This window comes from Rhodococcus sp. NPDC059968 (assembly GCF_042738615.1).
Taxonomy (GTDB): Bacteria; Actinomycetota; Actinomycetes; order Mycobacteriales; family Mycobacteriaceae; genus Rhodococcus_F.
Genome location: NZ_JBHWUE010000029.1, coordinates 44,850 through 71,428 on the forward strand (window position 1 = coordinate 44,850; position 26,579 = coordinate 71,428).

19 protein-coding genes and 1 pseudogene are annotated in these 26,579 nt (G+C 66.4%); 11 read left to right on the forward strand and 9 right to left on the reverse strand.

Features of this window, described 5'->3' with window-relative positions:
- Positions 1–5: 5 nt before the first annotated feature.
- Positions 6–926 (reverse strand): LysR family transcriptional regulator, encoded by a 921-nt coding sequence (locus ACFWAY_RS23095; protein ID WP_378451164.1) that lies wholly within the window; start codon positions 924–926, stop codon positions 6–8.
- A 214-nt stretch (positions 927–1,140) separates the two neighbouring features.
- Between ACFWAY_RS23095 and ACFWAY_RS23100 the strand changes: the two genes are divergently transcribed.
- The 4 genes from ACFWAY_RS23100 (at position 1,141) to ACFWAY_RS23115 (ending at position 6,162) form a co-directional block, all read left to right on the forward strand.
- The gene (locus ACFWAY_RS23100) at positions 1,141–2,412 is read left to right on the forward strand and encodes a CaiB/BaiF CoA transferase family protein (RefSeq protein ID WP_378451163.1); all 1,272 of its coding nucleotides are present in this window, start codon (positions 1,141–1,143) and stop codon (positions 2,410–2,412) included.
- Positions 2,412–3,203 (forward strand): HpcH/HpaI aldolase/citrate lyase family protein, encoded by a 792-nt coding sequence (locus ACFWAY_RS23105; RefSeq protein ID WP_378512312.1) that lies wholly within the window; start codon positions 2,412–2,414, stop codon positions 3,201–3,203. The genes ACFWAY_RS23100 and ACFWAY_RS23105 overlap by 1 nt, the downstream gene beginning before the upstream one ends.
- 464 nt (positions 3,204–3,667) lie before the next feature.
- Complete coding sequence (locus tag ACFWAY_RS23110) at positions 3,668–4,792, forward strand: DUF3500 domain-containing protein (RefSeq protein WP_378451161.1); 1,125 nt, start codon at positions 3,668–3,670, stop codon at positions 4,790–4,792.
- Between the two features lie 68 nt (positions 4,793–4,860).
- Positions 4,861–6,162, forward strand: a complete 1,302-nt coding sequence (locus ACFWAY_RS23115) for a HupE/UreJ family protein (protein WP_378512313.1) — start codon at positions 4,861–4,863, stop codon at positions 6,160–6,162.
- A gap of 13 nt (positions 6,163–6,175) precedes the next feature.
- Here ACFWAY_RS23115 and ACFWAY_RS23120 read toward each other — a convergent pair whose 3' ends face one another.
- The gene (locus ACFWAY_RS23120; RefSeq protein ID WP_378451159.1) at positions 6,176–7,090 is read right to left on the reverse strand and encodes a LysR substrate-binding domain-containing protein; all 915 of its coding nucleotides are present in this window, start codon (positions 7,088–7,090) and stop codon (positions 6,176–6,178) included.
- 106 nt (positions 7,091–7,196) lie between these two features.
- On the opposite strand from ACFWAY_RS23120, the gene ACFWAY_RS23125 reads away from it, so the two are divergent.
- Positions 7,197–8,441: a CaiB/BaiF CoA transferase family protein gene (locus ACFWAY_RS23125; protein ID WP_378512314.1), complete on the forward strand. Its 1,245-nt coding sequence runs from the start codon at positions 7,197–7,199 to the stop codon at positions 8,439–8,441.
- Here ACFWAY_RS23125 and ACFWAY_RS23130 read toward each other — a convergent pair.
- From ACFWAY_RS23130 to ACFWAY_RS23150, 5 genes are all read right to left on the reverse strand, one after another.
- Positions 8,438–9,217 (reverse strand): NAD(P)-binding domain-containing protein, encoded by a 780-nt coding sequence (locus tag ACFWAY_RS23130; protein WP_378451157.1) that lies wholly within the window; start codon positions 9,215–9,217, stop codon positions 8,438–8,440. The genes ACFWAY_RS23125 and ACFWAY_RS23130 overlap by 4 nt on opposite strands.
- 122 nt (positions 9,218–9,339) lie before the next feature.
- Positions 9,340–9,753 carry a carboxymuconolactone decarboxylase family protein gene (locus ACFWAY_RS23135; protein WP_378451156.1) on the reverse strand — a complete coding sequence of 138 codons (414 nt, stop codon included), beginning with the start codon at positions 9,751–9,753 and terminating at the stop codon, positions 9,340–9,342.
- Between the two features lie 121 nt (positions 9,754–9,874).
- Positions 9,875–11,251, reverse strand: a complete 1,377-nt coding sequence (locus ACFWAY_RS23140; RefSeq protein ID WP_378451155.1) for an NAD-dependent succinate-semialdehyde dehydrogenase — start codon at positions 11,249–11,251, stop codon at positions 9,875–9,877.
- A 31-nt stretch (positions 11,252–11,282) separates the two neighbouring features.
- Positions 11,283–12,902, reverse strand: a complete 1,620-nt coding sequence (locus tag ACFWAY_RS23145; protein ID WP_378451154.1) for a flavin-containing monooxygenase — start codon at positions 12,900–12,902, stop codon at positions 11,283–11,285.
- A gap of 64 nt (positions 12,903–12,966) precedes the next feature.
- Complete coding sequence (locus tag ACFWAY_RS23150) at positions 12,967–13,902, reverse strand: alpha/beta hydrolase (RefSeq protein WP_378451153.1); 936 nt, start codon at positions 13,900–13,902, stop codon at positions 12,967–12,969.
- A gap of 223 nt (positions 13,903–14,125) precedes the next feature.
- Here ACFWAY_RS23150 and ACFWAY_RS23155 point away from each other — a divergent pair, with 223 nt between their 5' ends.
- Both ACFWAY_RS23155 and ACFWAY_RS23160 read left to right on the forward strand, forming a co-directional pair.
- Positions 14,126–15,184, forward strand: coding sequence for an alcohol dehydrogenase (locus ACFWAY_RS23155; protein WP_378512315.1), 1,059 nt, complete (start codon positions 14,126–14,128; stop codon positions 15,182–15,184).
- Between the two features lie 13 nt (positions 15,185–15,197).
- Positions 15,198–17,021, forward strand: coding sequence for a helix-turn-helix domain-containing protein (locus ACFWAY_RS23160; protein ID WP_378512344.1), 1,824 nt, complete (start codon positions 15,198–15,200; stop codon positions 17,019–17,021).
- A 73-nt stretch (positions 17,022–17,094) separates the two neighbouring features.
- On the opposite strand, the gene ACFWAY_RS23165 is transcribed toward ACFWAY_RS23160, so the two are convergent.
- Positions 17,095–18,474, reverse strand: coding sequence for an MFS transporter (locus ACFWAY_RS23165; protein WP_378512316.1), 1,380 nt, complete (start codon positions 18,472–18,474; stop codon positions 17,095–17,097).
- Between the two features lie 282 nt (positions 18,475–18,756).
- Between ACFWAY_RS23165 and ACFWAY_RS23170 the strand changes: the two genes are divergently transcribed.
- From ACFWAY_RS23170 to ACFWAY_RS23180, 3 genes and pseudogenes are all read left to right on the forward strand, one after another.
- Positions 18,757–19,947: an acyl-CoA dehydrogenase family protein gene (locus tag ACFWAY_RS23170; protein ID WP_378512317.1), complete on the forward strand. Its 1,191-nt coding sequence runs from the start codon at positions 18,757–18,759 to the stop codon at positions 19,945–19,947.
- Positions 19,944–20,327 (forward strand): WhiB family transcriptional regulator, encoded by a 384-nt coding sequence (locus ACFWAY_RS23175; RefSeq protein WP_378512318.1) that lies wholly within the window; start codon positions 19,944–19,946, stop codon positions 20,325–20,327. The genes ACFWAY_RS23170 and ACFWAY_RS23175 overlap by 4 nt, the downstream gene beginning before the upstream one ends.
- Positions 20,328–20,542: 215 nt before the next feature.
- Positions 20,543–23,984 (forward strand): annotated as a pseudogene (locus ACFWAY_RS23180) (protein kinase).
- A 143-nt stretch (positions 23,985–24,127) separates the two neighbouring features.
- Here the strand turns inward: ACFWAY_RS23180 and ACFWAY_RS23185 are convergent.
- Positions 24,128–24,793, reverse strand: coding sequence for a TetR/AcrR family transcriptional regulator (locus ACFWAY_RS23185; RefSeq protein ID WP_378512319.1), 666 nt, complete (start codon positions 24,791–24,793; stop codon positions 24,128–24,130).
- Positions 24,794–24,944: 151 nt separating this feature from the next.
- Here ACFWAY_RS23185 and ACFWAY_RS23190 point away from each other — a divergent pair, with 151 nt between their 5' ends.
- A complete protein-coding gene (locus tag ACFWAY_RS23190) occupies positions 24,945–26,573 on the forward strand; it encodes a bifunctional 3-(3-hydroxy-phenyl)propionate/3-hydroxycinnamic acid hydroxylase (protein ID WP_378512320.1) in 1,629 nt (542 codons plus the stop codon).
- Positions 26,574–26,579 lie beyond the last annotated feature (6 nt).

Below are 26,579 nucleotides of genomic sequence, written 5' to 3' on the forward strand. Positions count from 1 at the left end.
CGGTCCTATCCGGTTTCGAATCCCTCCTGTAGCTGGTGGGCGGCGGCAGTGCACACCGCGATTCCTTCCTGCGCGGCTGGGCTCAGCCGCCGCTCGGTCAGGTGCGCGACCAGGATCCGCCGTTGCGGTGGGCGAGTCGCGAGGGGGATCGACCGGACATCGGGCCGGAGGTTGAGCACAGCCAGGCGGGGTGCGATGGCTACCCCGAGTTCGACGGCGACCATCGCCTGCACCTCACCGTAGTCGTGCGCGAAGACGCTTGTGCGTGGTGTGAAACCGCCTTGCTGACAGAGTTTTTCGAGCGTCTGCGCGACCGGGTGATCGTCGGCGCGGACCACCCACGACTCGTCGCGCAATTCGGCGATCCGGATCGAGTCGCGGTCGGCCAGGCGGTGCCGTTCCGACACCAGCAGCACGGTCGGATCGTTCATCAGGTGGTGGTAGGTCAACGTCGGGTCGTCGACGCGGTTCCATTCGTAGTCCCACAGCAGCGACAGTTCGGTCTCCCGGCGGCGAAGTGCATCGACCAGTTGCGCGAATCGGCCGCTGAGCACCTTCAACTCGACGCCCGGGTGCCGAGTCTTGAATTCCTTGACCACCAGCGGCAGCAGTGACGACCCCGCCGTGGGGAAGGTGCCTATCGCCAGCAGACCCGCGCGCAGTCCCTTGATCTCCGCGAGTTCGGCATTGGCGGCCTCGAGTTCGATCAGGATGCGTTCGGTGTGCCGGACCACCGACCGCCCGGCCTCGGTCAGCACGATGCCCCGCGCGTGCCGCTCGAGAAGCGGTTGCCCGGCCTCCTTCTCCAACTTAGCGATCTGTTGGGAGACAGCCGAAGTGGTGTACCCGAGCGCCGCCGCCGCCGCGGTGATCGAGCCGTGCTCGGCGACCTCGCGCAGCGTGAACATCCTGTTCGTGTCCAGCACCCACCCACCTCCTGACTTTAGAGAAAGTTAACGTCTGTCGACATACCCGTGATTGTAGTTGAACCGTGCGAGTGTCAGTCTGAAGTGGCGGCAGCGGCGGCTCGGCACTCCCCAACCGCACCGTGACACCTGTTGGTACCCACCTGTCGGGCGGCACTCGTCCGCGGCGAAGCGCCGCACCCCGTATCGATTCCCCCACACGCGAGGACAGCCTATGACTGCACACCCGAGCGACATCCACTCGCCTGACGACCAGGCCGACGAGAGCACGGGCGACGGCTCATCTCCGGCGCCCGGTCCGCTGCACGGCATCCGAGTCCTCGACATCAGTACCGTCTACGCCGCACCGATCACCGCCATGCTGCTCGGCGACTACGGGGCGGACGTGATCAAGATCGAGCACCCCACCGGCGATCCGGCCCGCACACACGGAGCCCGGAAGGACGGACACGGGCTGTGGTGGAAGGTCATCTCACGGAACAAGACATGCATCACCCTCAATCTCAGCACCACCGACGGTCAGCAGATGCTCCGCGACCTCGTCGTCGACGCCGACGTACTGGTGGAGAACTTCCGTCCCGGCGTTCTCGAGAAATGGGAACTGGGCCCGGATCGGCTCCGTGCTCTCAACCCGGGGCTGGTCATGCTGCGGGTCACCGGCTTCGGTCAATCCGGCCCCTACGCAGAACGCCGAGCATTCGGGACCCTCGCCGAGGCGATGAGTGGATTTGCCCACCAAACAGGTGGCGAGGACGGTCCGCCGACGCTGCCGCCCTTCGGCCTCGCCGACGGTGTCGCCGGACTCGCCGGCGCCTTCGGCGTCGTGACCGCGCTGCTGCACCGCATCGGCCCGGCTGGCGACGGAAAGGGGCAGGTCATCGACCTGTCTCTGCTCGAACCGCTGCTCGGGATCCTGGGCCCCGGACCCACCGCGTACGACCAGCTCGGCACCATCGCCGGCCGCAACGGCAACCGATCCCCCAACAACGCCCCGCGCAACACCTACCTCACCAAGGACGGGCGGTGGGTCGCCATCTCCGCGAGCGCCACCTCCGTGGCTGCGCGGGTCATGCGACTGGTCGGCCGACCCGACATCGTCGACCAGCCCTGGTTCGACTCCGCCGGCGAACGCAGCCGCAACGGCGACCTGCTCGACGAGGCGGTCGCGAAATGGATCGTAGACAGACCGCTCGACGAGGTCACGGCCGAATTCGAACGCGTCGGCGCCGCACTGGCACCGATTTACGACGTCGCGCAACTGATGAACGATCCGCACGTCCTCGCCCGCGACTGCATCACCACCGTCGACGACGACGACCTCGGCCCGATCAAGATGCAGAACCTCATGATCCGCATGCTCGGAACACCCGGTTCGATCAACTTCGCCGGCCGCCGCCTCGGGCAGGACAACCAGCAGTTCTATCACGACACCCTGGGCATCGACCCGGACCGACTGACCAGGCTCACCGAGAAGGGAGTCCTCTGATGGACCGCAGCTACCTATTCGCCCCCGGCCACAACCGAAAACTCCTCGGAAAGGTGTTCGATGCGGGCGCGGACGCTGTCATCCTCGACCTCGAGGACGCGGTCCCGCTTACCGACAAGGCCACCGCCAGGGCGAACGTCGCATCCGCCGTCACCACCCACACCGCGTGGGTGCGCATCAACGCCCCAGGCACCGAACTCGCCGAAGCCGACCTCGATGCCGTCGCCGCATCGGCGCACGGCATCCGAATCCCCAAAGTCGAGACACTCGACGACATCCGCTGGGTTGCAGACCGGGCACCCGGAAAGCCCCTGATCTGCGCCATCGAAACCGCGAAAGGCGTCGCCAACGCCTACGCGATCGCCGACCACCCCGCAGTGACACACATCGCGCTCGGCGGCATCGACCTGCAGAAAGACCTCGGCACAGGCGGCGGAGACATCCCCATGCAGTACGTGCGATCCCACCTCGTCGTCGCCGCTCGCGCCGCCGGCATCGCCCCGCCGATCGACAGCGTCTACCCGCACATCGAAGACACCGACGGACTCCTCCGCCAGGCCACCCACAGCCGCGCCCTCGGCCTGTTCGGCAAGTCCGCCATCCATCCCGCTCAGCTACCGGCCATCCACACCACATTCAGTCCGCAACAGAACGAAATCGACTGGGCTCGAGAGGTTGTCGATGCATTCGAGAATGCAGGCGGAGCCGCGGTGCGACTGCCCGGAGGCGAATTCGTGGACCTCCCCGTCGCGGAGCGGGCAAGGAGAATCCTGGATTCCGCACACGCATGACGTACCGAACGTCCACGATCCGTGCTCCGGAATTGGCAGAAGGACGATCCGAACCGTGAAACCCCTGGCCTCATACTGTGGACGGTGCGGCGCGACATCAAAGCCCCTCGTCGCCGCCGAGGGGCCCTTGGGCAAGGCATACCCCAACCGGCGGCGATTCTCACATCAAGCCGACATCCTGCCACTACTGTCCTGGGCCGGGTACAGCTAGTTCCTCGGGCGATCAGACTGCAGACTCGGGGTCCCTGAGGCGGCGCCGTCGGCCACGTCTTGGTCAGTCTTCCGGGCGCCAAGCTTGCCCGAGCCGTCACCCGCGGTCTCGATGCCGATCTCTCGATTGTGCTCGATTCGTCCCAAGAGTCGGTCGCATGTGTGTTGCGCTGATAGTCGTCAGGAAAGCTCTTCACAGGAAAGTGCCAGCGACTTCACGGGTTGACCGGATTCTGCGCTCTTACGCTCCTCCCATGCGAACTCAGAACTCCCGTGTCACCTCACCGAAGAAGTTGATCGTCGCGTCCTCGATGACGATGCTTCTCGGACTCTCGATCGTGGCGTGCGGGACGGACAACGACAGCACCACCACCCCAACCGCCACCTCCGCTTCGAGTTCTGTCGCATCCACTGCTGCCACCGCCGACGCGGGCACCGTCGTCGCCGGCGCCGAGGCTTTCGCGACGACGCTGACCGACGATCAGAAAGCATCACTACAACAAGAGTATTCGCTCGAGAATGCGCAGAAGTGGTCGAATCTGCCGCAGGCACTGCTCCGAGGCGGTCAGGGGCGGATCGGCCTGCAACTCAGTGAACTCGACGACACTCAAATCACCGCGCTCGACACCCTCTTGCAGGCCGTCACCGGATCGGCGGCGGGCGACGGGTACGACGAGATCCAACAGCTGCTCAACGCGGACGACTACCTCGCGGCCAACGGCGGCGGAACCGACTACGGCCGCGGCAATTACTACATCGCCTTCCTCGGCACCCCGTCCGATTCCGGGACGTGGGAATTGCAGTTCGGCGGCCACCATCTGGCCTTCGCCAACACCTACATCGACGGCGCGCTCGTCGGTGCGACCCCGTCGTTCCGCGGGGTCGAACCGTTCGGCACCTTCGAGCAGAACGGCACGTCCAATTCCCCTCTCGCCAACGAGCAGTCTTCGTTCGCGGCGATGCTCGCGGGAATGTCCACCGAGGAGCTGGCCACAGCGAAGCTCGATTCCGTGTACAGCGATCTGGTCCTCAAACCCGGTAACGACTGGGCATTCCCGACCACCAAGGAAGGCGTGCAGGTCTCGACGTTCACACCGGAACAGAAGCAACTGGTCATGGCCGCGATCGCCACCTACGTCGACGACATCGACGACGCGGACGCGGCCACCATCCTGGCGAAGTACGAAAGCGAGCTGGACCAGACCTACGTCTCGTACTCGGGTAGCACCGGTGTGACAGAGCAGAACGACTACGTGCGGATCGACGGACCGTCGGTCTGGATCGAGTTCTCGATGCAGCACGGCATCGTGCTGTCCGGTAATCACCCGCACTCGGTGTGGCGTGATCGGACGACGGATTACGGCGGAACGCAGGAGTGATCGCCCCGCTCGAGATACGCCGGTCAACTCCCCCTCGACTGCGCAAGTCGGCCGCGGGGTTGTTGGTGGTGCTCTCTTCGATCGGAGTGTGGCTGGTGGGTGGCACCGCACACGCTCACGTTCTACCGACCACCACCATCGAGCTCGATGTTCGTTCCGGGGAAATCGATGCCGCACTGACGATTCCACTGAGCGACCTGGAGGCGGCAAGCGGGATCGACCTCGGATCCGCCGGCCAGGCCGAGGTCGACGCGCATTCGAGCGAACTGGTGGACTATCTCGAGGACCATTTCGTGCCGACCGCGCTGGACGGCCGGCCGTGGGCGGTCACGTTCGACGAATTCACCGTCGGCTCAGCGGAGGACCTCGGTACCGGAATCTATGACACGCTCACGACGACGGCGCATCTGGTTCCACCCGCCGGAGCCGATGAACGCTCGTTCGATCTCGGCTACGACGCAGTGATCCATCGCGTGGTCACCCATGTCGTCCTGGTCACCGTTCGATCCGACTGGTCCACGGGAACAATAGATTCCGGGCGAGAGATCGGCACCGTCGGAGTGGACTCCGTCACCGGCGACATCACGCCACTGACAGTACACCTCGACGACGGAAGCGCCTGGCAGGGATTCGTCAGTATGGTCTCGCTCGGCATCACGCACATCCGGGAGGGAACTGATCACCAGCTGTTCCTGCTCACGTTGTTGCTACCCGCTCCGTTGCTCGTCGCCGCCCGGCGGTGGGGTGGTCCAGCGCGGCCCGTGGTGGCGGTGCGGAAGATAGCTGCGATCACGCTGGCTTTCACCGTCGGCCACTCGGTCACTCTCGCATTGGGCACGATCGGCTTTCCGGTTCCGCAGCAGCCCGTCGAGGTGCTCATTGCGATCAGCATTCTCGTCGCTGCCGTTCACGCGATAGTGCCGATCTTTGCCGGCCGCGAGGCGTTGATAGCGGGGATCTTCGGTCTCGTCCACGGTCTCGCGTTCTCCGCGACGCTCACCGAGCTGGATCTCACCGGCGGGCAACTCGCAGTGAGTCTGCTGGGTTTCAACATCGGCATCGAACTCATGCAACTCGCCGTCGTCGCTGTCGTACTGCCGCCGCTCATCGTGCTCGCGCGGACCCGCACCTACCATCCCGTTCGGGTATCCGCGGCCGTGCTGGCCGCGGCAGCAGCAGTCGGATGGGTGTTCGATCGGATTGGTTTTCCCAACCTCGTCGCCAGCGTCGCGGACAGCCTGGCCGACGTGTCCCCGTATATCGTTGCTGCACTGTGGATTGCCGCTGCGTCCGTCGCCATGGTACGGCGCTCGGGTGGCCGACCAATGGCAGCGATGTCGCCGGTGCCCCGCGCGTCGTCGAGAGTGTGACCGGGCGGCTGTTCTACGTGTGCGGGGCTGCGTCGGGACGGCCGGGCCAGACGCGTTCCGCAAGCGTGAGGACCGGGGGCAGGGCCGGGTTGTCGGAGGTCGGGCGCCACGCCATGCGCAGATGGATCGGCAGGGTCTCGTCGAGCACCCGCAGGAAGTGCACATGCGGGTCCGTCACGTTCTCAGCCACGGACGATACCGTCAGGGAGCATCCGACTTCGGCACCCACCAGCGCCATGGCGGTCCACGAATCGGGTGCCCTCTGCACGATGTCGGGATCGAACCCTGCCCCCAGGCTCAGTCTGCGCAGCCGGTCACCCAGGACCGAGCCCTCGTGCGGAGGCAGGGCCACGAACGGCTCTCCGGCAAGTTCCGCCACGTGCACCTCCCTTCTCGAGGCGAGCGGGTGGGATGCCGGGACGGCCACGACGAGGTGTTCCTCGACAATGATGCGGGACTGGACACCGGCGGGCACGAAATCCCACCGGCCGAGGCTGACGTCGACCTCGCCCCGGAGAACCCGGGCAAGGGCCGGGAGTGCGAAATCCTGGCTGTGGAGCCGTAATTCAATCCCCGGGTGGGCCTTCCTGACCTCCCGGGCGAGCACTCCCACGAGTACGTGGGTCGAGGCACCGGCATAGGCGAACGTGACAGTCCCTGCCTCCCCCTGATCGGCGGCCAGCGCGGTGGCGCGGGCCCGTTTCTCGGCGGCGAGCAACTCCTGGGCGGGTGCCACCAGCGCTGTTCCTGCCGCGGTCAGCCGGACGCTGCGTGTGCTCCGGATGAAGAGGTCGGTTCCGAGGTCGCGCTCGAGTTGTCGCACTATCCGGCTGACCGGCGGCTGCGCGAGGTGGAGCCGCTCGGCGGCCCGCCCGAAATGTAGTTCCTCGGCCACGGCGAGGAACACCCGCAGTTGTTGGAAGTCCATCTCAAGATTATTTCACGAATTGAAATAGTTCGGCCACCAGTAAGTATTGGACGCGAAGTAATGGCGGTGGGATGGTTGAGGGGATTTCCCACACGGAAGAAGCCTCATGACACTGCAGAGCAACGACACCGCCATCGCCCCGGAGGCCACCGAAGATCGGCAACCGGGACGACAGCACCAGGATGCCTTCGGCCGCAACGCAAGCGGTCCGTTGGCCGGAATCGTTGTCGCCGATTTCAGTAGGGTCCTTGCCGGGCCCTACTGCACCATGCTTCTCGCAGACATGGGCGCCACCGTCATCAAGGTCGAGAGCCCGTCCGGTGATGAAACACGTGCGTGGAAACCGCCGGTCTTCGACGGCCAGTCCACGTATTACCTGTCGATCAACCGGAACAAGAGGTCGATCGCGTTGGACTTCGGCGACCCCGCCGATCTCGAGACGGCCCGCGGCATTGCAGAGAGCGCCGACGTCGTCGTCGAGAACTTCAAGCCGGGCGGACTGGACCGCTTCGGCCTGGAGTATGCGTCCATCAGGGAACGCAATCCCGCTGTCGTGTATGCGTCCATTACCGGATTCGGCTCGGCCGGAGGAGCAGCGCTGCCCGGATACGACCTGCTCGTCCAGGCGATGTCCGGACTGATGAGCCTCACCGGAGATCCGGATCTCCCCGCCTACCGCTCCGGCGTCGCGGTCTTCGACGTCATCACCGGACTCCATGCCGCCATCGGCGTCCTCTCCGCGCTGCACGAGCGCGGCCGGAGTGGCCGGGGCCAGCGCATCGAGGTGAACCTCATGTCCTCGGCGCTGTCAGGCATGGTCAATCAGACCGCCGGGTTCCTGCTCAGCGGAAATGTGCCGACCCGCATGGGCAATGAGCATCCCAGCATCTACCCCTACGAGCCGCTGCCCACCGCGGACGGCGACATCGTCCTCGCCATCGGAAACGATAGGCAGTTCCGGACTCTGTGCGATGTCATCGGTGCGCCCGAGCTGGCTGCGGACCCCAGGTTTGCGACACCACCCGACCGTAGCCACAACCGTTCGGTACTGCGCCCCATCCTGCAGGAATTGTTGGCCGCCAAGCCTGCTTCCGAATGGTTCGACAACTTCACCGAGGCACGGTTGCCGTGTGCCCCGATCAACGATGTCCGCGGCGGAATCGAATTCGCGCAGCGCCTCGGGCTGGAACCCGTCGTGGAGGTGGGAGACGGCGAAGAAGCGCTTCCCGGGGTCCGCAACCCGATCACATTCTCGGCGACGCCGGCCAGTTACGACCTCGTGCCGCCCGGCATCGACGCCGACCGGGGTGACATCCTCGGGTGGCTGCACGAGGTCGCTCCCCGAACCTAGTCGGAAGTCAGCAGCGCACGAGCCTGAAGGATTTCCTGTTCGACGTCGTCGTCGAGACCGCCGGCGGGCAGGGCACCGATTTCGCCGCGGAGCAGACCGACATCCTTGAGCAGCAGGTCGTACTGGACGTCGACGAGGTTGTCGCTCATCCAGCTCTGGCCGGTCGACACACCGATGACGTCGAAAAGGCCCTTGGCGGGCATTCCGAGCTGGCCCGCGAGATTGAGCATCCGTGCGGTGGCGGCCAGGTTGTAGGTGGCCAGCGCGTTGTTGAGCAGCTTGACCAGGGCCGGCTGACCGTAGGACTCCATGCGGAATACGCGGCCGGAGATGTCGGTCAGCAGCCGGTCCTCGGCGGGGGTGGCGTCGGGTCCGGCGAGGAAGATGGTCATCGAGCCTTGGCGTGCACCCTGGGGGCCGCCCGATACGGGGGCTTCGAAGACGCGCCAGTTGTTCGGGGCCTCGGACATGATCTTCCGGGCGTCTTCCGGCGCCAGCGTGGTGTGGACGAAGACGGTCAGCGGCCGTGCGGTGTGGTCCCGGAGCGCCGCGAACACGGACGAGACCTGGTCCGCCAGCCGCACCGCGACGTGAACGCTGTCCACGGACGGCCACTCGGGAGCCGCCAGGTCGCTGCCGGCCGGCGACTGGGTCTCCTCCGACCACTCGCGGACGCGCTCCGTGTCGAAGTCGTAGCCGTACGCATCCTGCCCCAGCTGGGCGAGATGCGCACCGATGTTTCCGCCGATGGGTCCGAGTCCAATTATCAAGTGCATGAACGTTCCTGGAGTGTGAGTGAGAAGTGTGTGAACGAAAGTGCCGGACCGGCATGGCGAGTCATCGAGCTGTCGGCGGGATCGGCAGGCGCCACGAGGGCGCCGCGGTGGGGCGAATCGGCTCAGTCCGTGGGGGACTCCGGTGCAAGACCCCGCTCTGCCATGACCGCCTTGACGAGCGTCAGGCCGTTGAGCACGCGCGGAAACCCGATGTACGGGATGCAGTGAATCAGGGCACCGACGATCTTCTCCTTGGTCAGGCCCACGTTGAAGCCGGTGTTGATATGCAACTTCAACTGGGGTTCGGTGCCCAGGGCGACCAGTGTGGAGATGGTCACGAGCGTCTGCTCCTGCTGGCTCAGGCCAATTCGGGAGTAGATGTCTCCGAAGGCGAAGGAGACGATGTAGTCGGACAGGTCCGCGTCCAGACGCTTGTAGGACTCCACGAGCTTGACGTGGTCGAAGGTGTTGGAGTGCTCGGGGGAGACGAGCTCCATCATGCGGTCGAGGCCGCGCTGGTAGCGATCTGTGGCCATGGGGTATTCCTCATCAGCTTATCGGAGAAAGAATATTCACCGTGCACCACGCCTTGGCTGGTTTCACCGAGGCGGGTGCACGTGGGCGCCGGTCGGTGGCTGGCGGATGATGTAACTATCGCTATCCCTTTGGGTTTCGCACCAATTTCTTGTTGGAGAACTCGTTGAAACCGTACCGGGCCAGCTCGCGGCCGACGCCGGAGCCCTTGACGCCGCCGAACGGCAGGTCCGGCGAGCTCTTGCTGGTGCTGTTGATCCACACCATGCCGGTCTCGAGTTCCTGGGCCACGCGGTCGGCCTTTTCCGGGTCCGAGGTGAACACGCTGGACGAGAGGCCGAACGGGGAGTCGTTGGCCAGGCCGATGGCCTCGTCCATCGACCCGACGCGGTGGACGACGGCCACCGGACCGAACAACTCCTCGCTGAACGCGCGCATCTCGCGCGTGACGCCTGTCAGGACGGTGGGCGGGTAGTAGGCCCCGGCCCCGTCTGGCCGGATGCCGCCCAGCAGGGCGTCGGCACCGTGTGAGATCGCGTCCTGGACAAGCTCGTCCAGTTCCTCGGCTCCCGAGTTCGAAGCCAGCGGTCCGAGCTTCGTCTCGGGGCTGGTCGGGTCACCGGGCTGCCAGCCGGTCATCCCGTCGACGAGTTTCCGCACGAACTCGTCGTACACGTGTTCATCGACGAGGAACCGCTTCGACGCGGTGCAGGCCTGCCCGCCGTTACCGAGCCGGCCGACGACGGCGGCGGCCGCCGCGGCGTCGACATCGGCGTCGTCGAGCACGATGAACGGGTCCGAGCCACCGAGTTCCAGCACGCACTTCTTCATGTGTCGGCCGGCGACCTCGCCGACAGCGGACCCAGCCTTCTCGGATCCGGTCAGCGAAACACCCTGGACACGTGGATCCGCAACGGTATTCGCGACCTGCACAGAGGAGATGAGGGCGTTGAGGTACACGCCCGCGGGCAAACCGGCCTCGGCGAGGACCCGTTCGATGGCGAGGGCGGACTGCGGGCAGTTCCGCGCGTGCTTGAGGATGATCGTGTTGCCCAGGGCGATGTTCGGGGCGGCGAAGCGTGCCACCTGGTAGTAGGGGTAGTTCCACGGCATGACCCCTACGAGCGGGCCGATCGGCTCGGTGCGGACGACGGCCGTGCCGGACCCGGTGATGTCGAGGGGCTCGTCCGCCGTGTACTCCTCCACATGGTCGGCGTAGTACTGGTAGATCGAGGCGACCAGCTCCACCTCGCCCTTGGCCTGCGCGATGGGCTTGCCCATTTCCAAGGTGAGGAGCTTGGCCAGCTCGTCGGCCTGTTCACGGTGGATCTCGGCGGCGCGCGTGAGGACGACGCGGCGCTGCTCCAGCGGTGTGGTGCGCCAGGAGCGGTATGCCGCCGTGCTGCGTCCGATGAGATCGTCCAGTTCCGCATCCGAGATCTCCGGGTACTGCGCGTTCTGGTCCCCGGTGACCGGGTCGATGGTGGTGTACACACCCATGGGTGGTTCTCCTGTGTGGTGGTGAAGGGTGTCAGGCCGCGATCGTGTCGGCCGACTCGAAGCCGCGGTATCCGTTGGCGGTGACGTCGGCGAGGACGGCGCGGTAGTTGCCCAGGCCGCCGAGGTAGAAGAGGACGCTGGGCTTCTTGCCGGGGATGTTGGCGCCGAAGATCCACGAGTCGACCTTGGTGAACACCGTCATGTTGGCGATTTCGGTGCAGGTGTCGGTCCATTCGGTCTCGGCCTCGGGTGTGGGCTCGATCGCGCGGAGCCCGGTGCGTTCGGCGTGGTCGATGGTGTCGCTGATCCACTCGACCTGGGTCTCGATGCTCGGCGGCAGGTTGGTGAACGGGCCGTTGGGGCCGAGCACCATGAACCAGTTGGGGAAGTTCGCGGTGGTGATGCCCAGGTAGCTGGTGGGCTGTCCGTTCCAGTGGTCGTTGATGTTCAGGCCGCTGCGGCCGCGGATCTGCATGCGGCGGTAGTTGCCGTCGACGGCGTCGAATCCGGTGGCGAACACGAGCACGTCCAGTTCGTGCAGGACGCCGTCCTCGGTGATCACGCCGTTGGCGGTGACCTCGCGGATGGGGTTTTCCTTGATGGCGACGGCTTCGACGTTGGGCCGGTTGAAGACCTGGTGGTAACCGTCGTCGCACAGGGGGCGGCGGGCGAACAGGCCGGTCGGGGTCAGTTTGCGGGCGGTTTCCGGGTCCTCGATGACCTCGGCGGTCTTGGAGCGGATGAACGATGCTGCGGTCTCGTTGGCTTCCTCGTCGGTGGCGATGTCGCCGAAGGTGGCGAACATGAAGCGGAAGCCGCCGCCGTGCTGCCATGCCTCCTCGTAGACGCGGTGGCGTTCCTGCTCGGTGACGCTCATCGCCGGCACGGTGGACTCCTCGAAGCCGAAGGCCACGGAGGAATCCTTGACCTGTGTCCAGATCCGGTCGTAGTCGGCCTTGACGGCGTCGATCTGCTCGGTCGTCACGGGGCGTTTGCCGACCGGGACGGAGTACTGGGGGGTGCGGACGAACACGGTCAGGTGTTCGACCTCCGGTGCGAGGGCGGTGATGACCTGCTGGCCGGTGGAGCCGGTGCCGATCACGCCCACACGGCGGCCGGCGAGGTCCTTGCCCTCGGGCCAGGCGGCGGTGTGGATGGTTTCGCCTTCGAAGGTGTCCAGACCGGGTAGGTTCGGGAGGTTGATGGCGGAAAGCAGTCCGACGGCGTTGACGACGTAGGTGGCCCGGTACACGGCGCCGGTGTCGGTGGTGACCTCCCACAGCGCCTCGTCGTCGAGGTAGACGGCGGAGGTGACCTCGGTGCCGAAGCGGAAGTGGCGGCGCAGGTCGAAACGGTCGACGACGCCCTCGAGGTATTCGAGGATCTCGGGCTGGGTGATGTACGTGTGTTTCCAAGTGCCGTCCTGCAGCAAGTCCTCGTCGAAGGAGAACCGATAGACGTGGCTCTCGGTGTCGGAGAGGGCACCCGGGTAGCGGTTCCAGTACCAGGTGCCACCGGGACCGTCTGCCTTGTCGAAACCCACTGTGGTCAGGCCGAGTTCGTTGTGCAGCTTGTGGACGGCGTAGATGCCGCCGAAACCGGCGCCGATGACGACGGCGTCGACGATCTGGGGAGTGATCTGTGTAGGCATGGCGAACTCCTGTGTCGTTCTGATGCGGGAAAGAAGGCGGTGAAAGATATAGGGGCCCTGGGTGTTACGCGCGATACCAGGTGGCGAGCTTCTCGAACTCCTCGGCGACGAGGGCGGAGCGGCCGGCGAGGAACGGGTAGACGTGCTGCTGGCCTTCCCCGATGGACAGGGTGACATCCACACCTGCTTCCTTGGCGCGCTCCTCCACTCGGGTGGCGTTGTCGAGGAGCGATTCCACGCTGCCGGCCGTGATGTACAGCCGCGGGAAACCGGTGAAGTCGGCGTGCAGCGGGTTCGCCAGCGGGGTCTTCGGGTCGACGGCGCCCCCGAGGACGCCGGCGATCATGCCTTCGAGCAGTTCCGGGGTGATCAGGGCGTCGGTGTCGTTGTTGGTGAGGAGGGTTTCGCCCTTGTTCTCCATGTCGAGCCACGGGGAGAAGGCGATGACCCCGCCGGGGCCCTGCTTGCCCTGTTCCCGGAGGGCCATGGCGATGGCGATGGCGAGGTTGCCGCCGGCGGAATCGCCGATAGTGGTGATGTCGCGCGGGGCGATGCCGGATGCGACGAGTGCATCGAAAGCGGCCACACCGTCCTCTACCTGGGCAGGGTGCTGAAACTCGGGGGCCCGGCGGTAGTCCAGCACGAAGCTGACGGCGCCGACCGCCTTGGCGACGTGGGCCGCGAGCTTGCGGTGGCTGGACGCCGAGCCGACGGCGAATCCGCCGCCGTGCGTGTACAGAAGCACCTTCGACGTGTCCGCTCCCTCCGGCAGGCACCAGATGCCGGGGACGCCGCCGACGGTGTCCTCGCGGTACGTCACGCCCTCCGGCTCGACGGTCGGCTGGTGCCACTCGTCGAACATGGAACGGAACAGCCGCATGGTCAGGTCCGGCGTCGCCGCCATGATCTGGGACCAATCGACGTAGAGGTCGCGCAGCACGTCCCGGCCCTCGGCATCGGCGGAAGTGACGCTGAGCTGTTCGGAGATGTTGGTGGTCATGGTTGCCTTTGATTCGGTTTCGGACCAGGTGGGTTATGCCTCGTCCGTGTTCTGTGTCCTACCTGCCGCGGCCGTCCCGATGTGATGGCCGCCACGGCTCCTGGATCAAACGTAGGAGCATGTTCCGACTCACCTGTGTTCCGATGTGAAACACATTGCGCCTCGAATTTCTGCACATGATGAGGGGACACCCGACAGCCACACCCTGAAAGAGGGACTCTTGATGCATGCATTCGCCGTCCACCCCGACGACCCCACGATCCATGATTTGGAAATTCCGACCCCGAGGCCAGAGGGCCGGAAGGTCCTTTTGAAGGTCACGCGGGCCGGTGTTTGCCACACCGATACCCATCTGCGGGCGGGCGGCTACGATCTGGGCAGCCGCGGGTTGATGAGCATGAAGGACCGCGGTATCGAGTACCCGATGGTGCTCGGCCACGAGGTCGTCGGCATCGTCGAACAGGTGGGTGAAGACGTCGAATCCGTTCGTCCGGGCGACGCGCGGCTGATCTACCCGTGGATCGGCTGCGGCGAGTGCCGCCACTGCCGCGAAGGCAACGACAACCGTTGTGCTGCAGGAAGAAACCTGGGCGTGGCCTGCCACGGCGGCTACGCCGAATACATCCTCGTGCCCGACGAGAAGTACCTCGTCGACATCGACGGCATCGACCCGAGTTGGGCTGCCACCCTGGCCTGCTCGGGCCTCACCGCCTACAGCGCCGTGGACAAGATACTCCCCCTCGAACCGGACGAGCCGGTCGTCCTCTTCGGCGCGGGAGGTCTGGGCCTCACGGCCGTCGCATTGCTCCGTGCCCGGGGTCACCGCAACATCTGCGCGGTCGATGTCGCCGAGGGAAATCTCTCCCTGGCCCGGGACATGGGCGCGTCGAGTACGGTCCTTTCCGGGCCCGGCAGTGGGGCCAAAGACATCCGACGCGCGGCCGGGGGACCTGCCAGCGCCGTCGTCGACTTCGTCAACAACGGCGTCACGGCCACGTCGGCTTTCGAGATCCTGACCAAGGCGGGGCACATGGTCCAGGTCGGGCTCTTCGGCGGCGAAGTGACCATCCCAACCGCACTGCTGGCCCTGCGCATGATCCATATCGAAGGCAGCTTTGTAGGGACTCTCTCGCAGCTGCAGGACCTGGTGCGGATCGCGCGAAGCGGAAAGCTGCCCGACATCCCGGTCGTCGAACGGGCGCTGTCCGCGTCCGAGGTATCCCGCGCCCTGGACGACCTCACCGCCGGGGGCGTTGCTGGACGCATCGTCTTGACTGCTTGACACTGGGATGGTGATGGAAAAGTCACGCCGCGAGGACGAGGTCCGGAGTGCCCGGGAACGACTGATCACGCAGGGACTGGTCCGGGCTTCCGTTCCCGCGTCCCTCGTCGCCGAGGAGATCGAGCAGAGCTGGCGCCGCTCGGTCTCGCACCGCGTCGATCCCGGGGCCGGACCCCACATTCTGGGGGAGATCGACCCGGACAGCGCCATCCTGCGTGCCGCAGGCCGGATCCTGGACCAATGGCAGACCAACCTCACCGACTCCCGGATGACCCTCTTCCTGGCTGACGAGGCCGGCCGCATCGTTTCCCGCCGCATCGTCGACGCTCAGGACGAGCGGACACTGGACCGGGCCAGCGCAGTGGAAGGATTCGACTTCTCCGAACAGTCCTTGGGCACCAACGGGCTGGGCACTCCCATCGAGTCGCGCGGGATCGTATTCGTCCGCGGCACCGAGCATTTCAACGACGCCCTCGCCAAACTCGCGTGCGCGGGCGCTCCGATCAAGCACCCCATCACCGGCCGGATCGTGGGCTCGCTCTCCATCGCCTCCCACGTCGACGCCGCCAGCCCTTTGATGGTCGCGATGGTGCGGCAGGCCGGATATCAGATCGCCGAAGCGCTCGAGCTGATGGCCGACTCCCGGGACCTCGAGCTGGCGCGCACCTACCGCCTCTTCCGGTCCTCGCGGCACCCCGTCCTCGTCATGAACTCGGAAACGGTCATGACTGACCTGCCCGCCCTCGCCCACTTCGACGCGGAGTCCCACGCCGACTTGTGGGAAAAGCTACGCCGCCACCGCTGGGATCAGGACGAGCTGCAGCTCGAGTTGCCCACGCTCGGCGCCGAGGCCATGGTTCGGCGCCTCGGCCGCGCCGGTCAGGACGCGATCTTCGCGCTGGAGTTCACGGAGCAGGCCGCAGCGGCCGAAGCCGGACAGATGACCGTCGCCCACAACCCGGACAGTGCGGCCGCACCTGCCGGCGGCGTTGCGCTGGACGGTGTGACGTCCCATCGGACCCGGCCGACCCCGTACACCGACGTGCAACGGCAGCTGAGCGTTTCCTCAGACATCGACGGGCTCATTCGCGTCGTGGGAGGCCCCGGCACCGGCAAACGCCACCAGGCCGCGAGATGGCTTCGCCAACACACCAGCCAGGAGCCCGAGGTCGTCACCGCCCGCGACCTCGCCGCAGACGACGCGGTCTGGGTCGGCGGGGAAGCCGCGTTGCGCGGAGGCCGCGGGATCGTCGTGGTGGGAGGAGACGATCTCTCCGATGACCTGCGTGCGCGTCTCGTTGACTTCGCCAGGCTCCCGCGGCCGGGAGTTCCACCGGGTGCCCGGATCGTCCTCACCGAATGCACCGGCGATGCAGACAAAGTCGGAGCAGATGGCGGTCCGTCCGCGGTGCGCGTCCCCTCCCTCACAGAACTGCGCGACGAGCTGCCCGACATCGTGCGCGCGGTCGCTGCTGAGCTCTTCCCAGGCGCGCCGGCTCTGCGGTTCTCCCCCGCTGCGCTCCAGTGCCTGTTGGCCTGGCGTTGGCCCGGCAACGTCGCCGAGCTGACCCGGCTCCTCACCGCCCTCCCGTATCCGGTTCGCAGCGGCCTGATTCAGACCAAGGATCTGCCCGCACCCATGCGGCAGACGGCCTTGTCCTCGCTGAGCCGCTACGAGCAGGCGGAGCGCGAGACGATCGAGGGCGCCCTGCGCGAAGCCGACGGCAACAAGGCGCGCGCCGCCAAGATTCTGGGCATCGGCCGCACTACCCTGTACCGCAAGATGCGGGCCCTGAAAATCAATGCCGACGAACGAATGATCGCACCCGGTCCGTGATCCCGGGGCGATCCGGCACGACTGAACAGCCCCCGATAATCCAGCCGGGGGGCTGTTCATCGTCCTCGAAGGACTAACTCGTGGTGGCGGCCGCAGAGCGCTCGGAAGGATCGAGATTTTCGGAGGGCAGTCGACCCAGCAGTTCCGCACTTCGCGGACCACCGAGCAATTCTGCGGGAGTCTTCGACGTCTCACGCATTCCGATAACCGCGATCCCAGCGATTCCGGTGGCAATCGCACCGAACATTGCAACCGGAAGCCAGCCCGACGGGCCCGCGCCGAGGAGCACGGCTGCGATGAGCGGTGCGAATCCTGCAAGGAGGTTACCGATCTGGTTGCTGACCGCCATGCCGGTGAATCGAACGGGTGCCGGGAATTGCTCGGCGAAGAACGACGTCCACACGCCGTTGTAGCAGCTGAAGAACAGCGACATGTTGATGAACGCGAAGATTGCGATCAGCAGGATATTCGTTGTCGAAATCGCCCACAGGTACGCGAAGATGGTCAGCGCACCGCCGACAGCGCCGATCAGCATCGTTCGCTTCCGGCCGATCACGTCGGAGAGGTAGCCGGCCGCAGGGATGCTGACAATCGACAACGCTATTGCTCCGGAAATGACGGCGAGCATTGCGCCCCGATCCACCCCGACCGAGGTGGCGTACGACAGGCTGAACACGGCAAACAGGGTTTGCATCGACGCCATCAGTGATGCTCCGGCGACTCGGATCACGTCGCGCCAGTGATACGTGATTACGTCGTTCAGCGGTCGCTTCCGAACTTGGCTTCCTTCGCGAGCTTCGGTGAACGCGGGAGTTTCGTCGAGATGGCTTCGCACGTAATAGGTGATGACGACGACTACGGCGCTGAGCCAGAAGGGAATTCTCCAGCCCCAGGTGTGCAGCGCGTCGTGGGGCAGCATCGCCACCGGGAGGAACACGACGGTGGCCAGTGAGCAGCCGACGGCGTAGCCGACCATGACGAAACTCGTGAAGAATCCCCGGCGCCCCACCGGGGAATGCTCCACGGTCAACGTCGATGCTCCCGCCGATTCGGCCCCCGCGGAGAATCCTTGAACGATGCGGAGGGCGACGAGCAGTACCGGGGCAAACAGGCCCACCTGTGCGTATGTGGGAAGGCACCCGATGGCGAAGGACGCGATGCCCATCATCACGACTGTGGCCAGCATGACGCGTTTGCGGCCGAGTCGGTCGCCGAAGTGTCCCATCACCACCGCGCCGACAGGTCGGGCTACGTAACCCACAGCGAACGTCGCGAATGATGCGATGAGCGCGACGGCGGGATCGCCAGAGGGGAAGAACAACACGTTGAAGACCAGAGCGGCTGCGGCGCCGTACACGAAGAAGTCGTAGTACTCCAGTGCGCTGCCGAGGAGCGCGGCTGTCGCTGCACGACGGGGAGTCATCGCAGGCGGCGACGATGTTGTATTTGTCATGTGTTTCTCCTGAAACAGACTCGGGGATAGCAGGGCGGGGCCCGAGGACGTGTGTGACCCTCGGCAGCGGATGGGCGACATTGTGATGGCCGCCACGGCGTGTGGATCAAACGTAAGAGCATGTTGCAACCCACCTGTGTTCCACTTTGGAACACCACGACACCTCGATAGCTGAGCGATCCTGGAAGCACCCACCACACGCCGCACCCGGCGTCCCGAGGCTCGCCGGCTGCGTGAGCTGACGATTGGTTCGATTTTCAGGAGACAAGCGTCACCGCCACCGTGACCAGTGATCCGACAACGCAGTTGGATGACGACGACTTCCGCGACATCCTTTCCCATACCCGGGCGTTCGTCCGGAACGTGGTGGTTCCGCGTGAGCAGGAGATCGACGAGACCGACGCGATCCCCGCCGAGATCCGGGCCGCGGCCAAGGACATGGGCCTGTTCGGGTTCGCCATCCCCCAGCAGTGGGGCGGCCTCGGCATGAACCTTGCCCAGGACGTCGAACTCGCAATGGAGCTGGGGTACACCACCCTGGCTCTGCGGTCGATGTTCGGGACGAACAACGGCATCGCCGGGCAGGTGCTGGTCAACTACGGCACCGAGGAGCAGCAGACGACCTGGCTCGAGGACATCGCATCCGGCGACGTCGTCGCCTCGTTCGCCCTCACCGAGGCCGGCGCCGGATCCAACCCGGCCGGGCTGCGCACCAAGGCGGTGCGCGACGGCGACGACTGGCTGATCACCGGAGAGAAACGCTTCATCACCAACGCCCTGATCGCGAATCTGTTCGTGGTGTTCGCCCGCACCCGGCCCGCCGACGGTGATGGCCCGGGCATCGCCGTGTTCCTGGTCCCGGCCGATGCTGACGGCGTGCATGTGGGCGGCAAGGACCGCAAGATGGGGCACGCCGGGTCCACCACGGCGACCGTGCATTTCGACGACGTGCGGGTGCCGTCCTCGGCTCTCGTGGGTGGCAGTGAGGATGTCGGCTATCGTGCGGCGATGACGTCGCTGGCCCGTGGCCGCGTGCACGTCGCGGCGCTGGCGGTCGGGCAGGCGCAGCGTGCGCTCGACGAGTCGGTGGCCTACGCGGCGACCGCAACGCAGGGCGGCAGCGCCATCGGGGACTTCCAGTTGGTGCAGGCGATGCTCGCCGATCAGCAAACCGGCGTCATGGCGGGGCGGGCGCTGGTACGTGACGCCGCCCGCGCCTGGGTCGAGGGCACCGACCGGCGGATCGCCCCGTCGGTCGCGAAGCTGTACTGCACCGAGATGGTCGGGAAGGTTGCCGACCTGGCGGTGCAGATTCACGGTGGCAGCGGGTACATGCGCGAGGTCGTCGTGGAGCGGATCTACCGGGACGTCCGGCTGCTGCGCTTGTACGAGGGCACCAGCGAGATCCAGCGCCTGATCATCGGCGGCGGCCTGGTCAAGCAGGCCGGCAACACCGCAGGCGGGCAGCGATGAGCGAACCGACCCTGGAGGATCTCTTCCCGCGCAGGGGCGAAGTCACTCTCGATTCCGGCGACTGGTGGGCGCGTGCCGCGTGCCTTGATGCCGAACTGGCAGTGTTCTTTTCGCCTGACGATGAACGCGGCCATGCCCGCGACCGCCGCGAAACACGGGCGCGGCAGATTTGCCGGCCCTGCCCCGTTCTCGCGCAGTGCGGCAATCACGCACTCGTGATGGGTGAAACCTACGGTGTCTGGGGTGGCATGACTGAAGGGGATCGACGAAAGCGCAGCCGCCGACCCCGACGCGGTGAGTGTCGACCGCTCGAATCCCTGCACACGCGAACCGTTGCCGACGTCCCGCGGATCCGACGGTCCGCACTGTCCCTTCCGTAGCCGCCGATCGATCGCACGCCGGTGGGGCGCCCGTACCTGGTGGACGAGAAGACCCTTCCTCATCTCGAGGTCGTACATTTCGAACTCCGGGAGACCGGCCCGGCCGGTACCCCTCTTGCGGTCGCGGGGATACTCTGGGTTCACCCGCCCGCCGACGACGGGATGACTCGAGCCTGGCACCGGTGTGGTGACGCCCGACCGGGATGGGGCGTGCGATGGCCGAATTCGATCCGTTTGCCACCCAGCGTGACAACGCCGGGGACATAACGGCAGAGTTGGAAGCCGCCGGATTCACCGACCTCGAAGAAATCGGCCGCGGCGGGTTCGGGGTCGTCTACCGATGCCGTCAGCCGCATCTGGACCGCCTGGTCGCGGTGAAGGTACTGGCCGCGGACCCGGACCCCGAGGAACTGGAGCGGTTCCTGCGCGAGCAGCGGGCGATGGGCCGACTGTCCGGGCACCCCCACATCGTCACCATTCTGCAGGTCGGCACCACCCCGGCGGGCCGACCGTACCTCGTGATGCCGTATCACCGGTACGGCTCGCTCGACGCCACGATCCGCCGCACCGGCCCGCTGAACTGGGCCGATACCCTGAATATGGGGATCGCGTTGGCCGGGGCGCTCGAGACCGCCCACCAGGCCGGGGTCGTGCACCGCGACGTAAAACCGGCGAACATCTTGCTGACCGAATACGGCGACGCGCAGTTGGCCGATTTCGGGATCGCCCGAATTCCGGGGGCTTCGAGACCGGTACCGGTGTGATCACCGGTTCGCCCGCGTTCACCGCCCCCGAGGTCCTCGCCGGGCAGAGCCCCACCCCGGCATCGGACGTCTACAGCCTGGGCGCGAGCTTGTTCTGCGCGCTCACCGGGCACGCCGCGTTCGAACGCCCCAGCGGCGAACAGCTCGTCGCCCAGTTTGTGCGGATCACTACCGAGCCGGTGCCGGACTTGCGGGATCCGGCCATTCCCGATGCGGTGACGGCGGTGATCGGGCACGCCATGGCCGCCGAACCGACGGCTCGCCCACGCACGGCGGCGGAGTTCGGGGACGAGTTGCGCGACACTCAGGCCCGGGCGGGAGCGCTTGCCGACGAGGACCCGCCGCTCCGTGGTCCCGCAGATGTGCACGTGGGCTCGCCGAAATCCGTGCCCGTGCCGACCGAGACACCCGCAGGCACGCAACGGACGCGGCTTGCGCCGCCGACTCCGGCGACGAAATTCCGGCCACCCATCGCACCGAAGGCCCTGGTGCGCCGGGCACGGCTGCTCGAGGCTCTGCGGGCCGCGCGGCGGCGCCGGCTGGTGCTCATTCACGCACCCGCCGGGTACGGCAAGTCCACCCTCGCCGCCCAGTGGCGCGAGGTGCTCGCCGCCGGAGGCACGGCGGTGGCGTGGCTCTCCGTCGACAACGACGACAACAACCTCGTGTGGTTTCTCGCGCATCTGATCGAGGCGATCCGGCGTGTGCAGCCCACTCTGGGCCACGATCTCGGTCAGGTTCTCGAGGACCGCGGCGACGACGCCGACCGTTACGTGCTGACCGCACTGGTCGACGAGGTCCACGACCGGGGGATGCCGGTGGCGGTCGTGATCGACGACTGGCACCGGGTCACCGATTCCGCGACCCTCGCCGCCCTTGACTACCTGCTCGACAACGGCTGCCACCACCTTCAGCTCATTGTCACCAGCCGGACCCGATCCGGACTGCCTCTCGGCCGAATGAAGGTTCGCGACGAACTGGTCGAGGTCACCGCCGCGGACCTGCGTTTCGACCTCGACGAATCCACCCGATTTCTCGTCGACGTGAACGGACTCGCGCTGGCCGATTCCGAGCTCGCCGCGCTGACACGCTCCACCGACGGATGGGTCGCCGCTCTGCAGCTCGCGTCCCTGTCGCTCCGCGGCCGATCCGATGCGGGCGAATTGATCGCCCACCTGTCCGGGCGACACCATGCCATCGGCGAGTTCCTGGCCGAGAATGTGCTGAGCGCCCTCGAACCCGAACTTCTCGACTTCCTGATGGCCACCTCGATTCCGGAACGAATCTGCGGCGACCTCGCGGGGGTCCTTGCAGACACGACCCGCGGGCAGGCGCTGCTCGAGGAGGTCGCGAAGAGCGGGATCTGTTCCTGCGCAGCCTCGACGACGACCGGGACTGGTTCCGCTATCACCATCTGTTCGCCGAGTTTCTCCGACGCCGGCTCGAGCGCGACGCACCCGAGCAGCTCGCACGGTTGCACCGGAGAGCGTCGGACTGGTTCGCCGACCACCACGCGCTCGGCGAGGCGGTCGATCATGCGCTGGCCGCCGGAGATGACGACCGTGCCGTGGACCTGATCGAGTCGCACGCGATGAGCCTGATCGAAAGCTCGAAGATGGGGACGGTCCTCGCTCTGGTCGCGAAACTGCCCGCACTCCTCGCACAGAACCGTGCCCGGCTCCAGCTGATCGTGGCATGGGCCAACGTCCTGCTGCACCGACTCGAGCCGATGCAGGCGGCCCTGGCGGGGGTCGAGGCCGCCCTCGACGAGCACACCCTGACCGAGGCGCAGGCGATCGATCTGCGGGTGGAGGCAGCAGTCATCGCCGATGTCGGTCGGTGCCACGCCGACGTCATCGACGGGGCCGGCGAGCAGGTCCGCGAATGTTTGAAACGACCGAACACCCTGCCGCCCTTCGTCGTCGCCGCCGCAGCCGACGTCACTTCCTTCGCCGACATCTGCACCTTCGACTTCGACGCCGCCCGTCGACAGCAGAACTGGGCACGGCCCTACCACCAGCAGACCCACGGCCCGCACTTCGGGATGATCGGGCACTGTTTCGCCGGTATCGCCGCCAACGAGCTCCTCGACATCACCGCCGCCGAGGACCACTTCCGGGCCGCCTGGGACCTCGCCGTTGTCACCGTCGGTGTCCACTCGTATGCGGCCCAGCTGTCCGGCGCCCTCCTCGGTGACCTGCTGTATCAGCAGGGCAAGATCGATGAGGCCGAGCGCCTGCTGGATGCCAGTTACCGCCTCGGCGCCGAGGGCGGCGTCGTGGATTTCATGCTCGCCAGTTACGGCACCGGAGCCCGGATCAAGGCCCTGCGCGGGGAAATGCCCGCGGCTGCGCAGCGGTTGGACGAGGGCGCAGACACCGCCCGGAAGTTGTCACTGCCGCGGCTCGCCGCGCGAATCGACAACGAGCGGATCCGCTGCGGATTGGAACCGGGCACCGAATTCCACACTCGGACAGATCGATCGACGTCAGGACGACAACCTACCGACATCAGCACACGAACAACCGAAATCGACGAAGACTCCCAGATCCGGCTGCTCCTGACCGCCCGCGCCTATGACGAAGCCTGTGCCCGGGTGGAGGCGGTGGTACGGACACTCGAAACAGCGCGGCGACCGCGGGCCCTCCTCGAGGCAAGGGTGCTGCACGCCCGGTGCCTGGCCGCCGCGGGAAGGGCCACGGACGCAACACAGGTCCTCATTCCCGTTGCCGCCGACTGCGCCGAGTACGGCCTGCCACGCCTGGTGGCCGACGGCGGCGAACCCGTCACCGGACTCCTCACCGGGATCGCCGACGATCAACGCGACGGCCGCTGGCGGCCCGAATGGCCGTCCATCCCGGAGGCCTTCCTTGCCCAGACGCGCCCGCACTAGTGTCGCGGAGTACGCGCCGTGCGTCCGAGAGTTATTCGTACCGTGCACAATTGAACTGCTGACCCGACGCCGTTGTGCGTAAGCGCTTCACCGAAGAAACACCCATCGACGGGTGATCCACGCATGTAGCGGGCCGGTCAGCGCTACTGGACGGTTGAAACCTCGGGGAGTGGAGGCAGCGGCCGGGAGGCGACGTCTCGTGCCTCGTCGGGGACGACTCCGACCATGCACAGCATCGCCTGGGCGAAGACTTCGTCGGTACGGTCCTGTGTCGGCGCCGACACCACGTGATGCAGGGTCGACAGCAGGGCGCCGAACACGCATGCCGTGGCGATCTCCACATCGGGAATCGTGAATCGTCCACTGTCGACGCCCTTGCGCAGGTCGCGCGCGGCCCGGGGGCCGAGAATGTCGATGAGCTTGGGATGAGCCACACCGAGACGTACCACGAACCACCCCCACAGGGGATCGCTGATCGCGTGGCGCACGAGGTGACGCAGCGACGAGGAAAATACCTCCGCAGCGTCGGTCATGTCGGCGGTCATCAAATCCATTCTGGCGCCGAGTGATTCGATCGATTCCTCGGCCACGGCCTCGACGATCTCGTCACGGGAGTGGAAGTAGTTGTAGAACGTCCCGGCGCCGAGGTCGGCGGCTTCGGTGATGTCGGACAGACCTACTGCGTCGACGCCGCGTTCGGCCACGAGGGTGCGCGCGGCGTCGATGAGCCGTGCACGGGTCTTCTCGCGTCGGCGCTGGTGGCGCGACGCCTGAGTGGGCGTTGCGGAGCTGTTCGACGGTGTGGGCACGTCGCAAACGCTACGCGATCGCCGTGCGAGCGAGGACTGGGATGGCCTCTAGATGAGCAAAGGCCCATAAATGAGGCATTGCTCATTATTGAAGAGTATGTCACCATTGCTTCATTCCTATGACCCAGCTCACTCTCGAAGAGGAAGTGCAATGACGGACACCCAGACGGCTCAGGTGGACCTCGCGTACGACGCCGATGTGGCAGTGGTGGGCTGTGGCCCCGTCGGAGCGCTGCTGGCGGTACTGCTCGGTCAGCACGGTCACCGCGTCACGATCGTCGACAAGTGGCCCGAGCCCTACGACCAGCCCCGCGCGGTCACCTACGACCACGAAATTGCCCGCATCCTCGCGATTCTGGGCATCGACTCGGACAACGATCCGGCGGTCGAGTACCACGACGATCTCTACTACTGGCGTAACGCGGAAGGGGAAACTCTCCTCGAGGTCGACTGGAAGTCCATCGCAGCATCGGGGTGGCGCACGCGGTACTGGTTCTCCCAGCCCGAACTCGAGAAGCGGCTACGTGACGTCGCCGCGACCGTGCCGAGCGTGACGATTCGGCGCGGCTGGCTGGCGACCGGCCTCGACCAGAACGACGACGGGATCGTGCTGTCCGGGCAGGTCACCGGTGCGAACGGCGACTCGGCGGCCGAGGTGATCCGCGCAAAGTACGTCGTCGGCGCGGACGGTGCGAACAGCTTCGTCCGCACGGCACTGGGCCTGGACTTCGCCGACCACGGGTTCTTCTTCGACTGGCTGATCCTCGACATGATCATGCCGGACATCTCGGGTCTGGACCTCGGTCCGAAGCACTGGCAGCTGTGCGACCCGGTCCGGCCGACGACGATCGTCCCGGGCGGCCCCGGCCGCCGCCGCTGGGAGTACATGGTGCTGCCCGGGGAGAACCCCGTTGAACTCGCCTCCGAGCAGTCCGCGTGGCGTCTGCTCGAGCCGTGGGGCGTCACCCCGGCCAACGCCGAACTCGAGCGTTCGGCGGTCTACCGATTCCAGGCACGGTGGGCGGAGACGTGGCGCAACGGTCGCGGCCTGATCGCAGGCGATGCGGCGCATCTGATGCCGCCGTTCGCCGGCGAGGGCATGTGCGCCGGCCTTCGGGATGCGGTGGCCCTGGCGTGGCGCCTGGATCTCGTGCTGTCCGGCAAGTCCGGCGAAAACGTGCTCGATTCCTACGGCACCGAACGCAAGGGACACGTCCAGCACTACATCGACTTCTCGATGCGCCTGGGCAAGATCATCTGCATTGCCGACGCCGACGACGCGGCCGTCCGGGATCGGCAGATGATCGCCGAACTCGCCGTCTCCGACGGCACCCCGGTCGACACCGACATCGCCTCGCTCGGTCCGGGGCTGTGGCACACCGGCACCGCACATGCCGGGGAACTGTCCGTCCAGGGCATCGTGGAGGCGGATGGTCGACGGGGCCGATTCGACGACGTCGCGGGCCGCGGCTGGACCGTGATCGGCCGCGGCGCATCCGTTGCCGACGTGCTCACCGACGGGCAGCGCCGACTGTGGGAAAGTCTGGACGGACGCTGTGTCCGGATCGGGACGGCAGGTACGGACTGCGACGTGGTCGACGTGGACGGCACCTACGAGAGGTGGCTCGATGAGATCGGCGCCGACTTCGTGATCCTGCGCCCAGATTTCTACGTCGCGGCCACCGCAGCCGATGCGGCAACACTGCGGGAATCGCTCGACACGATTCTCGACGGGCTCCACCTGACCGCCACCGATCGCGCACCGGTCGCGACCCGATGAAGGGAG